General features: G+C 70.8%; 12 protein-coding genes. 7 read left to right on the top strand and 5 right to left on the bottom strand.

Annotated elements, in window-relative coordinates; all coding sequences use genetic code 11:
• Positions 1-20 precede the first annotated feature (20 nt).
• Positions 21-1,244, top strand: coding sequence for a cation:proton antiporter (locus P9849_RS01715; RefSeq protein WP_278268023.1), 1,224 nt, complete (start codon positions 21-23; stop codon positions 1,242-1,244).
• On the opposite strand, the gene hutG is transcribed toward P9849_RS01715, so the two are convergent.
• The 4 genes from hutG to P9849_RS01735 all read right to left on the bottom strand — a co-directional run bounded on the left by hutG (position 1,234) and on the right by P9849_RS01735 (position 4,706).
• On the bottom strand, positions 1,234-2,223 hold the full coding sequence (gene hutG / locus P9849_RS01720) for a formimidoylglutamase (protein WP_278268024.1): 990 nt from the start codon (positions 2,221-2,223) through the stop codon (positions 1,234-1,236). The two genes, P9849_RS01715 and hutG, sit on opposite strands and share 11 nt — an antisense overlap.
• 194 nt (positions 2,224-2,417) lie before the next feature.
• Positions 2,418-2,771, bottom strand: a complete 354-nt coding sequence (locus P9849_RS01725) for a GntR family transcriptional regulator (protein ID WP_278268025.1) — start codon at positions 2,769-2,771, stop codon at positions 2,418-2,420.
• The gene (locus P9849_RS01730) at positions 2,772-3,656 is read right to left on the bottom strand and encodes a hypothetical protein (protein WP_278268026.1); all 885 of its coding nucleotides are present in this window, start codon (positions 3,654-3,656) and stop codon (positions 2,772-2,774) included. It abuts the gene before it with no gap.
• 174 nt (positions 3,657-3,830) lie between these two features.
• Positions 3,831-4,706 carry an NAD(P)-dependent oxidoreductase gene (locus P9849_RS01735; RefSeq protein ID WP_278268027.1) on the bottom strand — a complete coding sequence of 292 codons (876 nt, stop codon included), beginning with the start codon at positions 4,704-4,706 and terminating at the stop codon, positions 3,831-3,833.
• A gap of 126 nt (positions 4,707-4,832) precedes the next feature.
• Between P9849_RS01735 and P9849_RS01740 the strand changes: the two genes are divergently transcribed.
• The 6 genes from P9849_RS01740 to P9849_RS01765 all read left to right on the top strand — a co-directional run bounded on the left by P9849_RS01740 (position 4,833) and on the right by P9849_RS01765 (position 11,286).
• The gene (locus P9849_RS01740) at positions 4,833-5,882 is read left to right on the top strand and encodes a D-2-hydroxyacid dehydrogenase (protein WP_278268028.1); all 1,050 of its coding nucleotides are present in this window, start codon (positions 4,833-4,835) and stop codon (positions 5,880-5,882) included.
• A 62-nt stretch (positions 5,883-5,944) separates the two neighbouring features.
• On the top strand, positions 5,945-6,751 hold the full coding sequence (locus P9849_RS01745) for an IclR family transcriptional regulator (protein WP_278268029.1): 807 nt from the start codon (positions 5,945-5,947) through the stop codon (positions 6,749-6,751).
• A 389-nt stretch (positions 6,752-7,140) separates the two neighbouring features.
• Complete coding sequence (locus P9849_RS01750) at positions 7,141-8,553, top strand: MFS transporter (protein ID WP_278268030.1); 1,413 nt, start codon at positions 7,141-7,143, stop codon at positions 8,551-8,553.
• On the top strand, positions 8,550-9,332 hold the full coding sequence (locus tag P9849_RS01755) for an SDR family oxidoreductase (protein WP_278268031.1): 783 nt from the start codon (positions 8,550-8,552) through the stop codon (positions 9,330-9,332). The genes P9849_RS01750 and P9849_RS01755 overlap by 4 nt, the downstream gene beginning before the upstream one ends.
• A complete protein-coding gene (locus P9849_RS01760; RefSeq protein WP_278268032.1) occupies positions 9,332-10,081 on the top strand; it encodes a fumarylacetoacetate hydrolase family protein in 750 nt (249 codons plus the stop codon). The genes P9849_RS01755 and P9849_RS01760 overlap by 1 nt, the downstream gene beginning before the upstream one ends.
• Before the next feature lie 176 nt (positions 10,082-10,257).
• Positions 10,258-11,286, top strand: a complete 1,029-nt coding sequence (locus tag P9849_RS01765) for a zinc-binding dehydrogenase (protein WP_278268033.1) — start codon at positions 10,258-10,260, stop codon at positions 11,284-11,286.
• Positions 11,287-11,386: 100 nt separating this feature from the next.
• On the opposite strand, the gene P9849_RS01770 is transcribed toward P9849_RS01765, so the two are convergent.
• Complete coding sequence (locus P9849_RS01770; RefSeq protein WP_066217063.1) at positions 11,387-12,607, bottom strand: MFS transporter; 1,221 nt, start codon at positions 12,605-12,607, stop codon at positions 11,387-11,389.
• Between the last annotated feature and the right edge of the window lie 73 nt (positions 12,608-12,680).

A 12,680-nucleotide genomic window follows, 5' to 3' on the forward strand; every position in this document is an offset into this window, starting at 1 on the left:
CGGCGGCCTACAGTTGCCCCATGGGATTTCCTGCGTTGTCGCTGGTGGTGCTCGTGGCCCTGCTCGGCCCGCTCCTCGCGCTGCCCCGGAAATGGCATCTGCCCCTCGTGCTCGGGGAGCTCGTGGCCGGCCTGGTGATCGGGCGGACGGGCTTCGGGCTGGTCGACGCCTCGGATGAGACCTTCACGTTCCTCGCGGATCTGGGATTCGCGCTCATCATGTTCGTGGCCGGCACGCATGTCCCGGTCCGGGACGCCCGGATCCGCAGCGCTCTGGGCCGGGGCGCCATCCGTTTCGGGGTGACGGTGGTGGTGTCGGTGCTCCTGGGGCTCGGCATCGCCGCGCTTTTCGGACTCGCCCACGCCCCGCTGTACGCCGTTCTGCTGGCCTCGAGTTCGGCGGCGCTGGTCCTGCCGATCGTGGACGGACTGCGGCTCGGAGGTCCCCAGGTGCTCCAGACGATCGCGGCCGTCGCCCTCGCGGACACGGCGGCCATCGTGGCGCTGCCGCTGGCCATCGACCCGGCTCACGCACCACGCGCGGCGCTGGGCGCGCTCGCGGTGGGGGCGTGCGCCGTCGTGCTGTTCTTCGTCCTGCGGCAGGGGGAGCGGAGCGGGATCCGGCGCCGCATCCACACGGTGTCCGAGGACCGGCTGTTCGCGGTCGAGCTGAGGGTGCAGCTGGCGGTGCTGTTCGCCCTCGCGGCCCTCGCCACGCTGACGCACGTCTCGATCATGCTCGCCGGGTTCAGTTTCGGCCTGGCGGTGTCCGCGGTGGGGGAGCCGCGGCGGCTGGCGCGGCAGCTCTTCGCGATCACCGAAGGATTCCTGGGCCCGCTGTTCTTCGTGTGGCTCGGGGCGTCGCTCAACATGCGGGAGCTGGCGGTGAATCCGGCGATGATCGGGCTGGGCGTCGCACTGGGCCTCGGGGCGGTCCTGAGCCATGCGGTCAGGCGGTTCCTCGGTGCGCCGCTGCCGCTCGCCGTCCTGGCCTGCGCGCAGCTCGGGGTTCCCGTGGCCGCCGCGACCATCGGCACGCAGAACCACCTGCTCGCGCCCGGAGAGGCGAGTGCCCTGATCCTCGGGGCGCTCCTGACCATTGCCGCCACGACGGTGTCCGGGGCGTTCGCGGCGAGGAACTTCACGGTGGCGGAGGACGACGCGAGCCGCCCCGCCACCACGTCGCCGTCGTCGCCACCGCAGGCGGGTGACGTCCCACCGCCGACGGGTGACGTCAGCCCTTGAGCGCGGCGCCCAGGATGGTGTCGAGGAGGCGTGCGGCGACCTTCGCGGTGCGGCCGTCGATGTCGAAACCGGGGTTCAGCTCGGCGACGTCCACATGCAGGAGCTTCCCGCTCGCCGCGACCTGACGGCAGACGGCGTTGATGATCTCCAGCGGCACCCCGTAGGCGGCGGGGGCGCTGACTCCGGGCGCGACGGCGGCGGGCAGCACGTCCAGGTCGATCGTCAGATAGACGACGTCCAGGCCGTCCACGAACTCACGGACGAAAGCCTCCGCCGCCTCCCGTGAGCAGTCCTCGTCGAGGAGGTACGTCACGCCGAGACTCTCGGCTTCGTCGAAGAGCACGCGGGTGTTGTTCGGCCGGCTGATGCCCAGCACGGCGTAGTGCAGTTCCCGGCCCAGGGCCTTCTCCTCGTGGGCCATCTGCAGGAACGGGGTGCCGGAGCTGGGGTTCTCCTCATCCCGGAGGTCGAAGTGCGCGTCCAGGTTCAGCACGCCCCAGCGCGCACCGCCGGTGACCTTCGCGCTCCCGGCGACGCCCCGGTAGCTGGCGTACGCGATCTCATGGCCACCGCCGAGGCCGACCGTCAGCGCGCCGTCGTCGATCAGCTGCGCGACCGCGGCGCCGAACCGCGCCTGCCCGTCCTCCAGCCGGTCGCCCTCCACGCGGACATCCCCGGCGTCGGCGAGCACGCGCTCGTCGTGCACGGCGAGCGGACCGAGCGCGGCGCGGATCGCGGCGGCCCCCGCGGCGGCTCCGACGCGGCCCTTGTTGCGGGCCACCCCGGCGTCACTCGCGAACCCGACGACGACGGCGGGTCGCCCCGTGCTCGCCGCCTCGCCGACCGCGGTGCCGGCCTCAGCCGTGGCGGACAGGGCCTGCACGCGCTGCCAATGGCGGGCGTGCTCGGGGCCGTCGCCATCGTGGCGGCCGGTCCAGGGCTGGGGCGGGACGTCGATGGAGGGTGCGCGCAGGGTCATGGTTCCATTCCACCTGTTTCGGGCCCGGAAGCCGAGAGGGTCCCGGCGGAGCCTGTCCGGGGTCCCGGACAAGGGGTGTGCCGGACGCGGGTGCCGGGCCCTGCGCCGCCCCCTCACCACTTGCGTGCTCAGTAGGTGCGGGTGTTCCGGCCGTGAACCCGCACCTACTGAGCACGCAAACCGTGAAGGGCGTCTCAGCGGTGCCGGGCCCGCAGCAGGGCGATCAGCTCGTTGAGGCCCAGCCCGGACTTCCGGCCGGCCTGGAGAAACGCATCCGCGGCGCGGTTCAGCCCGTCGTCGACGACCCGGTCCCGCGGCGCGACCCGGGTGCCCTGGCCACGCATCGTCACGATCATGCCCGCGGCCTCGAGGGCGGCGTAGCTGCGGGCCACGGTGCCGGGGGAGAGGGCCAGGTCGGAGGCGAGCTGCCGGATCGGAGGCAGGCGCTCGCCGACGGGCAGCGCCCCGAGCATGATCTGGGCCGCGATCTGCTCCCGGAGCTGCTCGAAGACGGGGAGGGGACTCGTGACATCGATGGTGATGAGCATTCAGCGCTCCCGGCTCGCGGGGATCGGCGCTGCGAAATCCCGGCCGTCCAGCATGCCCCGGAACCGGAACACGCGGACGACGGCGCGGATGAACAGCACGACCGCCCAGACGCCGAGGGCCAGGCCCGCCCCACGGATGGCGGCCTGAACGATGAAAAGAGGGACGGGATCCTGGCTGAGCGATGCCAGCGGGGTGAAGGCCGTGGCGAACCCGAACACCATGCCCGCCATCCCGCACAAGAGCGCGATCTCCACCGTGGAGAGCAGCACTTCGGCAAGGGAGGTGCGCCAGCGGGCGTCCCGCGCGGGGTCGGTCGTGATCGCCGGAAGGAGCCTGACCCGCCGCAGCGCCACCCAGATCCCGAGCGCGAGCACAGGCACGGTCAGGAGGAACGGAACGCCGTAGAACCAGCCGGGATAGGGACTCGCCGTGGCACTCTGGTCGGCGCTGTGCACGCTGAACGCGCGGTGGAAACCGGAATCGTCCGGGCTGGACGTGAGCCCTCCGATCAGCACGAGCACCACGACGCCGGCGGTCAGGAGCGCGAGTTTCCTCCGGGAGGAGCGGGAGAGATAGCTCCCGACAGTGCGGGTGGTGAGGTTCGCCGAGCGCACAGGCTGGATGGTGGGACGGCTCCCGTTACTGGCGATGCCGAAGACCACGAGGGCGATCGCGAGTCCCGCGCCGGGAGCGATGAAGAGGGGAAGCCCGAGCCATTCGGGGTGCTGGTTGTGGAATTCGAAGCCGGACGCCAGGATCAGAAGGAACTCGCCGAGCATGATCGTGAGCCGGCCGTACGTGGGACTCAGCGGGCTGGAGCGCAGTTGAAAGCTGCCGCTGAAGGACATTAGCAGGACCGCTCCGATGGCCAGAATCGCTGGCATGACATCCCCCTTGTATCCGCAGGCTGGTACAAGACCATTGTGGTTGTACCAGTCGGGAGATACAAGTGCCGTTCCGGCCCGTGCCGCCCTGCCTCACACGTTGCGTGCTCAGTAGTTGCGGGTTCCGCGCCCGAACACCCGCAACAACTGAGCACGCAACTCAGGTGGACGGCGTCAGCGCTCCGCGACGAACCTCCGGCTCACCGCGATGTCCTGGTCGCCCAGCCCGGATTCCACGATCTCGTCGAACGCCGCGCGCAGGGTCGGCAGGAGGACCGGGCGGGTCCCGGTCGCGTCGGCGATCTCGGCGGCGGAGGCGAGGTCCTTCACCATGTACTTCGCGACGCCGGAGGGGGAGTCGTCGCCGGTGACGAGCTTTTCGCGGCGGGAGTCGAGCAGTCGCGACCCCGCGTACCCTCCGGCGAGCAGCCCCCACATCTTGTCGAGGTCGATGCCCGAGCGGTCGGCCAGGACCGTCGCTTCGCCGAGCGCGAGGATCGTCGCGGAGACGACCATCTGATTGCACGCCTTGGCGACCTGTCCCGCGCCGAGCGGCCCCAGGTGCACCGGGTTGCCGCAGGGGGCGAGCAGCTCCGTGGCCAGGGTGGCGTCGTCGTCGGCGCCGCCGAGCATGATCGAGAGCGTGGCGGCCTTCGCGCCGTCCTCGCCGCCGGAGACGGGGCAGTCGACGACGCGGACGCGGCCCTCCGTCTCCGCGCTCAGGCGCTCGGCGAGGGCCCGGACGCCGGTCGCGGAGCTGGTGGAGCCGATCAGCAGCAGCAATCCGCTGTCCCGGACGCCGGCGAGGAGTCCGTCCTCGCCGGACAGGACTTTCTCCAGCTGGGGGAGATCTGGGAGCATGACCAGGAGGGCGTCGACCGAGGCCGCCAGGTCGCGCGGAGTCTCCGCCCACGTGGCGCCGGCCTCCACGAGGTCCGGCTGGGGGCGACGGGCGGTGATCGTCAGGCTTCCATGGCTGTCGAGCAGGTGCCGGGCCATGGGCGCCCCCATGGCGCCGAGCCCGATGATGCCGAGTGTCGTGTGGGTCATGAGGCCAGCTTAAGGCAAATCCAATATTTCGAACAGTGTTCAACTGGTTGAATTCGCGTTACCCTTGGAGAAGTTGTGTGCCCCGTCACGGGGCGACGTCCGGACTGCCGCAAAGAAGGGGACACCATGTCTGAGAAAGCCCGCGCCGTCGTCGCGGTCCCGCTCTCCGAAGAGCACTGCCAGCTGATCGAGCGTCTGGAGCCGCGTCTCGACGTGGTCCGGCAGCACGAGCTGTACCACCCCATGCGCGGCGCGGCCGACTGGTCCGGCGATCCCGATCACGTCCGCTCCGCCGAGGAGCAGCGCGCCTTCGAGCAGCTGGTCGACTCGGCCGAGTTCCTCTTCGGCATCCCCGATGTCGACGCCGCCGCCCTGGCGCGCACTGTCGCCGCCAACCCGGACCTCCGCTGGGTCCACACCACCGCGGCCGGCGGCGGCAGTCAGGTCAAGGCGGCCGACCTCCCGTCCGAGGCGCTCGAGCGGATCACCTTCACGACGTCGGCCGGCGTCCACGGCGGCCCCCTCGCCGAATTCGCGGTGTTCGGCGTCCTCGCGGGCGCCAAGTCGCTGCCCCGCCTCCAGGCGCAGCAGCGTGACCGCGAGTGGAGCGACCGCTGGGAGATGAAGCAGCTCGACGAGATGACCGTGCTCGTGGTCGGGCTCGGCGGGATCGGCGCCGAGTGCGCCCGCCGCTTCAAGGCCCTGGGCGCGACCGTCTGGGGGACCACCCGCAGCGGCGAGCCCGTCGAGGGCGTGGACCGTCTCATCCCGGTCGAGGAGCTGGCGCAGGCCGCGGCCGAGACGGACGCCCTGGTCGTCACCCTCCCCGGCACCGAACAGACGCATCACCTGGTGGGTCACGAGGTCCTGGGGAACATCAAGCCGGGCGCGATCGTCAGCAACGTCGGCCGTGGCACGGTCATCGACGAGGAGGCCCTGCTGGCCGCCCTCGACACTGGCCGGGTGTCCTTCGCGGCCCTGGACGTCTTCGAGGTGGAGCCCCTGCCGGCCGAATCCCCACTGTGGAGCCGCGACGATGTGCTCGTCAGCCCGCACACCGCGGCGCTGAACTCCAAGGAGGAGGAGCGGATCGCTCGCCTCTTCGCCGAGAACGCCACGCGGCTGCTGGACGGGCGGCCATTGCGTAATGTGGTCAACACCGTGGAGTTCTACTGAGGGTTCCCGCGGCATCAGCACCCCGACCATCGCGTCCTGACCACCGTTCAAGGGAGACCTCCATGGCCGAACCCGTCGCCGTCGACGTTCCGGACCGCGTGACGCGCGATCCCGCGCCGGCCGTCACCCGCAGCCTGAAGATCCTGGGCGTGCTCGCCGAGGCCGACGGTCCGCAGACGCTGACGGAGATCGCGACGGCTCTCGGGCTCGCCAAGTCCTCCACCATGAACCTGTGCCTCGCGCTGGAGGACGGCGGGATGATTCAGCGGGTTCCCGCGGGGTACCAGCTGGGCCGGCGCAATGCGGAGCTGGGCGGGGCTTTCGCGGCGCAGTTCAACCAGATCCGCGAGTTCTACGCGGTCTGCGAGGCCTCTCCAGTCCTGCGTCACGAGGTGGTGCAGGTGGCGATGCTGGACGACCACGACGCCCTCTACCTGGCCCGGCACGAGGGCTCCCGGACGGTCCGTTTCGGCACGCCGCTGGGTTCCCGGATCCACGCGGCCTTCAGTGCCACGGGCAATGCCCTGCTCATGGTCATGGACGACTCCCGCGTGGAGGAGATCATGGCCGATCAGGTGCCGTTCCCGCGCGCTTCCGAGAACAGCGTCCGGGAGATGCCGGAGCTCCTGGAGAAGCTTGCCGCCGCGCGGGCCCGGGGGTACGCCCTCGATCCGGGCGAGGGCATGCAGGGGCTGTATGGTGTCGCGGTGCCGCTCGAGGGCTGGGCTCCGGGTGATCCGCCCCTGGCTCTCGGCGTGGCGATCCAGGAGGCCCGGGCGACCCCGGAGCACATCGAACGCGTCGCGGAAGCCCTCCGGGACGCCGCCCGACGGCTGACCAACCCCCTGGGCGCCTCCGCCCGGAAGTAGGCGGATCCGCGGATCCGCGACTCGTGGGTTGCTCGCCGGCCGCTGACCTCGCTGTCGAAGGACCGATCTCGCTACCCGGCGTCGCGAGTTCGGCCGTTTCGTAGCGAGGTCGGCGCATCCGCCGGCGCATCCCCGCATCGACCGGCACGACGACGACGGCGCCCCCTCTGCCGCGCCGCTCCCCGCCCTGCCGCCCGCCGTCGTCGTGCTCACCGGCGCTCTGCCGCCGACGCGCGCCACCATCCCCTTTTCGAACGCCTCTGTGGCATCCACCACACAATTTCTGTTCAAAGTATTGAACCGGGTTCAAAGGGTTGGTAATCTCGATCACAGGCCGCAGCGCATCGACGCGCCGGCAACCACGTTTCAGCCAATCAAAGGAGATGGCAGTGACCACTCAGGACTCGGTCCAGCATCCTGGGTCTTCGGACCCGGAGTACGCCAAGAACCTCCAGCGCGCCACCCTGGCCTCCAGCGTCGGAAGCGCCCTCGAATACTTCGATTTCGCCCTCTACGGCCTGTCCACGGCCCTGATCTTCAACCTGCTGTTCTTCCCGCAGGGTGATCCGGCCATGGCGACCGTCGCGGCGTTCGCCACCTACGGCGTCGGCTTCCTGGCCCGCCCCTTCGGCGGCCTGTTCTTCGGTCGACTCGGCGACCGGCTCGGCCGCAAGTGGGTTCTCGTCGTGACGATCCTGCTCATGGGCGGCGCCTCCACGGCCATCGGTTTCCTGCCCACGTATAACGCCATCGGCATCTGGGCCCCGATCCTGCTGGTGACGCTCCGCCTGCTGCAGGGCTTCGGCGCCGGCGCCGAGCAGGCGGGTTCCACCGTCCTGATGGCCGAGTACGCGCCGGTCAAGCGCCGCGGCTTCTTCTCCGCCCTGCCGTTCATCGGCATCCAGGCGGGCACGCTGCTCGCCGGTCTGGTCTTCAGCGCCATCTCGCTGCTGCCCAAGGAACAGCTCATGACCTGGGGCTGGCGCGTGCCGTTCCTGATGTCCTTCGTGCTGATCATCGTCGCCATCCTCATCCGCACCAAGCTCCGTGAGACCCCCACCTTCGTCGAGCTGGAGAAGCACGAGCAGGTCCAGGACAAGCCCGTCAAGGAGATCTTCACCAAGGGTCTGCCCGGCGTGATCGTGGGCATCGGCCTGCGCATGGCCGAGAACGGCGGCTCCTACATGTTCCAGACGCTGGCCCTGAGCTTCTTCGTTTCCGTGGTCGGCAAGAACGCGGACAAAGGCCTCCTGGCCTGGGGCGTCACCCTCGGTTCGCTCATCGGCGTGTTCTCCGTGCCGTTCGCCGGCGTTCTCTCCGACCGCTTCGGACGCCGCACGGTCTACCGTTTCGGCGCCGTCTTCATGCTGCTGTACTCCTTCCCGGCCTGGTGGCTCCTGTCCCTCGGCAACCACGCACTCGCCGTGGCCGTCGTCGCGGTGGGCATCGGCGTGGCCGTGAACACCATGCTCGGCCCGCAGTGCGCCATGCTCCCTGAGCTGTTCGGCAACAAGCACCGCTACCTGGGTGTGGCCATGGCCCGCGAGATCTCCGCGGTCCTGGCCGGCGGCCTCGCCGGTGTGCTGGGCGCCTACATCATCGCCGTGAGCAACGGGAACTGGCTCCTGCTCGCCGTGTACATGGCGACCCTGGCCCTCATCACCACCTGCTCCACGTTCCTGGTCCCCGAGACGCTGCGCCGTGACCTCCTCCGCACCGACGACGCCGTCAAGGTCTCCCGCAACGAGGCCGGCGACGGTGTGGAAGCCACCACGCAGCGCCTGGTAAAGGTGGAGGCATGAGCACTCCCACAGGAATCTCCGCTTTCAGCCTGGAGGGCCGGACGGCCCTCGTGACCGGATCCAGCCAGGGCATCGGCCGGACCCTCGCGGAGGGGCTCGCCGCGGCGGGCGCCACCGTGGTCGTCCACGGACGCGACGCCGATAAGGCCGCCCGAGCCGCGCAGGAGATCGCCGCGGCCACCGGCGCCACGACGCGCAGCGTGACCTTCGACGTGACCGATGCCGCCGCCGTCGACGCCGGCATCGCCGCACTGGAAGCGGATCTCGGCACGCCGGACATCCTCGTGAACAACGCGGGCATCCAGCGCCGGTCCCCGATCGGCGAGTTCAGCGACGAGGACTGGGACGCCCTGCTGGCGACCAACCTCTCCAGCGCGTTCTACCTGTCCCGGCGCGTCAGCCGCGGCATGGTGGAGCGGGGGAGCGGCAAGCTCATCCAGATCGGCAGCGTGCAGAGTCAGTTGGCACGGCCGGGCATCGCGCCGTACTCGGCCACCAAGGGCGCCATCGTGATGCTGACCAAGGGTCTCTGTGCGGACCTCGCGCCGCTCGGCATCCAGGCCAACGCGATAGCCCCGGGCTACTTCGCCACCGAACTCACGCAGGCACTCGTCGACGACGAGCAGTTCTCCTCCTGGGTCCGTGGCCGCACGCCTGCGGGCCGCTGGGGCGACACGAAGGACCTCGTGGGCGCGCTCGTCTTCCTGGCGAGCTCCGCCAGCGACTTCGTCAACGGCCAGACGCTGTTCGTTGACGGCGGCATGACGGCGGTCGTCTGATGCGGCTCGCCCGCCTGGCCGCCCCGTCTTCGCCGCACGACGGCGCGGCCCGCTGGGTCCGCGCGGAGGGCGACACCTGGGTGCCGGTCGAGGACCCCTTCGCCGCCTTCGCACGCGGCGAGGCTCCCGCGGACCTTCCCGGTGGGACGGTGACCGGGGACTTCCTGCCCCCGTGCGAACCGCTCCTGGTGATCGGCATCGCCCAGAACGGCCCGGAGCACCACAGTCCGGTGCAGGCCTGGCTCAAGAGCCCTCGGACCGTCGTGGCGAGCGGCGCCCCGGTGGCACTGCGCCGCGACGCCGGGGTGCCTGCGATCGAAGGGGAGATCGCCGTCGTCATCGGCAAGGACACCGACGGCCTCACGGCGGGGAACGCCCACGAGTACGTGCTGGGCGTGACGGCCGTGAACGACGTGTCCAGCCCGGACCGCGCCGTCCTGGACCCCCGGAACTTCGAAGGCAAGGGCGGCGCCGGGTACACCCCGCTGGGTCCGTGGATCGACACCGAGGCCGGCATCGACGAGGTGCCGATGACGGTCCGGATCGACGGGGTGGAGAGGGTGTCCACGGGAACGTGGGACCTGCCCGCCTCGATCCGGGAGTGCCTCGTCTACGTGACCCACTGGCTGCGGCTCGGCCCGGGCGACGTGATCATGACGGGCGCCCCGCGTTCCAACTTCAGGGTGGAGCCGGGGGCGTTCGTGGAGATCGAGGTGGCGGGCATGGTCCTGACCACCCCGACCAGCTGAGTCCCTGCCGCCCAAAACACCGTGAGACCCAGCCGAAACACCCCCGGATCCGCCCGAAACACCCCGGGGCCCAGCCGAAACAGTGGGTTTCCGTCGAAACAGTGTGTTGTGCTCGCTGTTTCGACGGAAACCCACTGTTTCGGCAGAGGGGTGCCATCCTGATGATTGGAAAGAACATGACTGAGAACCTGGGAGTGGTGGCCCACGCCGCCGAGGACCTGCGCATCGAGGCGCTGCCGGAGCCCGTTCCCGCGGCGGACGAGGCCGTGGTCGAGATCGCTTTCGGCGGGGTCTGCGGATCCGATCTGCACTACTGGAAGCACGGCGCCGCCGGGGCGTCGATCCTGCGCGAACCCATGATCCTGGGCCACGAGGTGTCCGGGACGGTGGTGCAGGCCGCGGCGGACGGTTCGGGTCCGACGGCCGGAACCCGCGTGGCCGCTCACCCGCTGACCCCGCACGGCGACGGCGTCACCCCGTACCCGGAGGACCGCCCGAACCTCGCTCCCGCCTCCACCTACCTCGGCTCGGCCATGCACCTCCCGCACACGCAGGGCGCCTTCGCCCGACGCGTCGCCCTGCCGGCCCGCATGCTGCATGCCGTCCCGGATGGGCTGTCGCTCGAGGTGGCGGCCCTGGCCGAACCGGCGGCGGTCGCCTGGCACGGTCTGGAACGGGCCGGCGACGTCCGTGGGAAGCGGGTGGCCGTGATCGGTGCAGGGCCCATCGGGCAGCTCGTGATCGCCGCCGCGTTCCACCATGGCGCCTCCGAGGTCATCGCGACCGACCTGTTCGACGTCCCGCGGGCCATCGCGGAACAGCACGGGGCGCGGACCCTGGACGCGCGCGACGCCGAGGCCATCGCCCAGCTGCACGCCGACGTCGTGATCGAATCCAGCGGCACGGTGCCCGGTCTCTCCGCGGCGATCTCCGCGGCCGTGCGGGGCGGCACGGTGGTGATGCTCGGTCTGCAGCGTGCCGGGAACATCGAGGTCCCCATGGTGACGGCGATCACGCGGGAGCTCACGTTGACCGGTTCGTTCCGCTTCGCCGGCGAATTCGACGCGGTCCTCGAGGCCCTCGGCGATGGCAGCCTCCGGACGGATGGGATCGTGACCCACGTGGTTCCGGCGGCCGACGCGCTCGAGGGCTTCGCCACGGCGGCGGACGCCTCGGTGTCGTCCAAGGTGCTGCTCGCCTTCTGACCCCGAAACGCCAGTAGGTGCCCGTATCCGGTGTGGATACGGGCACCTACTGGCGTTTCGCGAGCAACCGAGCGTCGGGCCGTGGGCTCAGCGCCGGGACTCAGCGGTGCGGGCGGTGCGGAATGTAGCGGGGAATGTAGCGAGCGAGGATCCCGGCGCCCACGAGCGCGAGGACGCCGATCACGCCGCTCGCCAGCGACAACGACACCGTGGCGAGCGCCGCGATCAGCAGGGGCGACGCCGCCTGACCGGCGTCGCTGGAGAACCTCCAGGCACCGAGGAAGGCGGCGGGGTTGTCCTTCGGCGCGAGGTCCGCGCCCAGCGTCATGACGATCCCGCTGCCCATCCCGTTCGCGACGCCCAGCACGAACGCGACCGCGGTGAACCAGGCTTCGCGGCCGGGGACGTCGTGGAGGAAGGCCAGCGCCAGGAAGCCGATGCCCAGCCCGACCATGCACGGCATGACGCTCCACAGCCTGCCCCGCCGGTCCATGAGCTGCCCGCTCGTGTAGAACAGGGCGAACTCCAAGCCACCCGCGAGGCCGATGACCAGCGCCGTGTGGGCCTCGCTCATGCCGATGCTGAGGGCCCACAGGGGCAGGAGGGTGATCCGTGCGGCGCGGGTCGCGCCCACGAGCGCCACACCGGAGCCCATCCGGACCAGGATGGCCCGGTTCGCGTGGATCGTGCGGAAGAGGCCCGGCCGTGGCGCCGCTTCGGCGACCGACGGCGGCGGGCCGACCTGCTGCTCTGGGTCCGGCAGCACCAGCAGCGCGACGACGGCGGACGCGCAGCCGATCGCGAAGATCCAGAAAGCGGCCTGCGGGGTGCCCGTGCCCGCGATGACCGCCGCGGCGATGAGCGGGCCGATGAACCAGCCGGCCCGGAAGATGCCGCCCAGCGCGGAGAGGGCCCGGGCCCGGTACCGCAGGGGGACACGGGTGGTCATGAAGGCGTGCCGGGCCAGAGCGAACACCGATGTGGCGAGTCCGATCAGCAGCACGCCGATCATGAGCGTCCACGGCGCCGTCGCGAGCAGACTGAGGGCGATGCCGGTCAGGGCGAGCCCTGCCGCGCCGATCATCGAGGTGCGTTCCCCGAACCGCGCGACGAACCAGCCGGCCGGGATGTCTCCGAGGAGTTCGCCGACCACCACCATCGCGGCGATCACGCCGGCCAGTGGAATGGACGCGCCCAGCGCATGCGCCATGACGGGGATCATGGGCAGCACGGCGCCCTCACCTGTGGAGAACAGGATCGTGGGCAGGTAGACGGAGAGTGCGACGGACCGGAAGTTGAAGGGCTGTTCGGCAACTGTCATGGCTTTTCCACCCTACGCCCGCTGCGAGCCGGGCCCTGTCGCGGGCCGTACGCCCGGCTCTCGACGCCAACCC

The sequence above is a fragment of the Arthrobacter sp. Y-9 genome (genome assembly GCF_029690065.1).
Classification (GTDB): domain Bacteria; phylum Actinomycetota; class Actinomycetes; order Actinomycetales; family Micrococcaceae; genus Arthrobacter_E.

Excerpts from the sequence above, each read along its gene's own strand:
- P9849_RS01715 (WP_278268023.1), top strand. The coding sequence starts at position 21 with ATGGGATTTCCTGCGTTGTCGCTGGTGGTGCTCGTGGCCCTGCTCGGC.
- hutG (WP_278268024.1), bottom strand. The coding sequence starts at position 2,223 with ATGACCCTGCGCGCACCCTCCATCGACGTCCCGCCCCAGCCCTGGACC.
- P9849_RS01725 (WP_278268025.1), bottom strand. The coding sequence starts at position 2,771 with ATGCTCATCACCATCGATGTCACGAGTCCCCTCCCCGTCTTCGAGCAG.
- P9849_RS01730 (WP_278268026.1), bottom strand. The coding sequence starts at position 3,656 with ATGCCAGCGATTCTGGCCATCGGAGCGGTCCTGCTAATGTCCTTCAGC.
- P9849_RS01735 (WP_278268027.1), bottom strand. The coding sequence starts at position 4,706 with ATGACCCACACGACACTCGGCATCATCGGGCTCGGCGCCATGGGGGCG.
- P9849_RS01740 (WP_278268028.1), top strand. The coding sequence starts at position 4,833 with ATGTCTGAGAAAGCCCGCGCCGTCGTCGCGGTCCCGCTCTCCGAAGAG.
- P9849_RS01745 (WP_278268029.1), top strand. The coding sequence starts at position 5,945 with ATGGCCGAACCCGTCGCCGTCGACGTTCCGGACCGCGTGACGCGCGAT.
- P9849_RS01755 (WP_278268031.1), top strand. The coding sequence starts at position 8,550 with ATGAGCACTCCCACAGGAATCTCCGCTTTCAGCCTGGAGGGCCGGACG.
- P9849_RS01760 (WP_278268032.1), top strand. The coding sequence starts at position 9,332 with ATGCGGCTCGCCCGCCTGGCCGCCCCGTCTTCGCCGCACGACGGCGCG.
- P9849_RS01765 (WP_278268033.1), top strand. The coding sequence starts at position 10,258 with ATGACTGAGAACCTGGGAGTGGTGGCCCACGCCGCCGAGGACCTGCGC.
- P9849_RS01770 (WP_066217063.1), bottom strand. The coding sequence starts at position 12,607 with ATGACAGTTGCCGAACAGCCCTTCAACTTCCGGTCCGTCGCACTCTCC.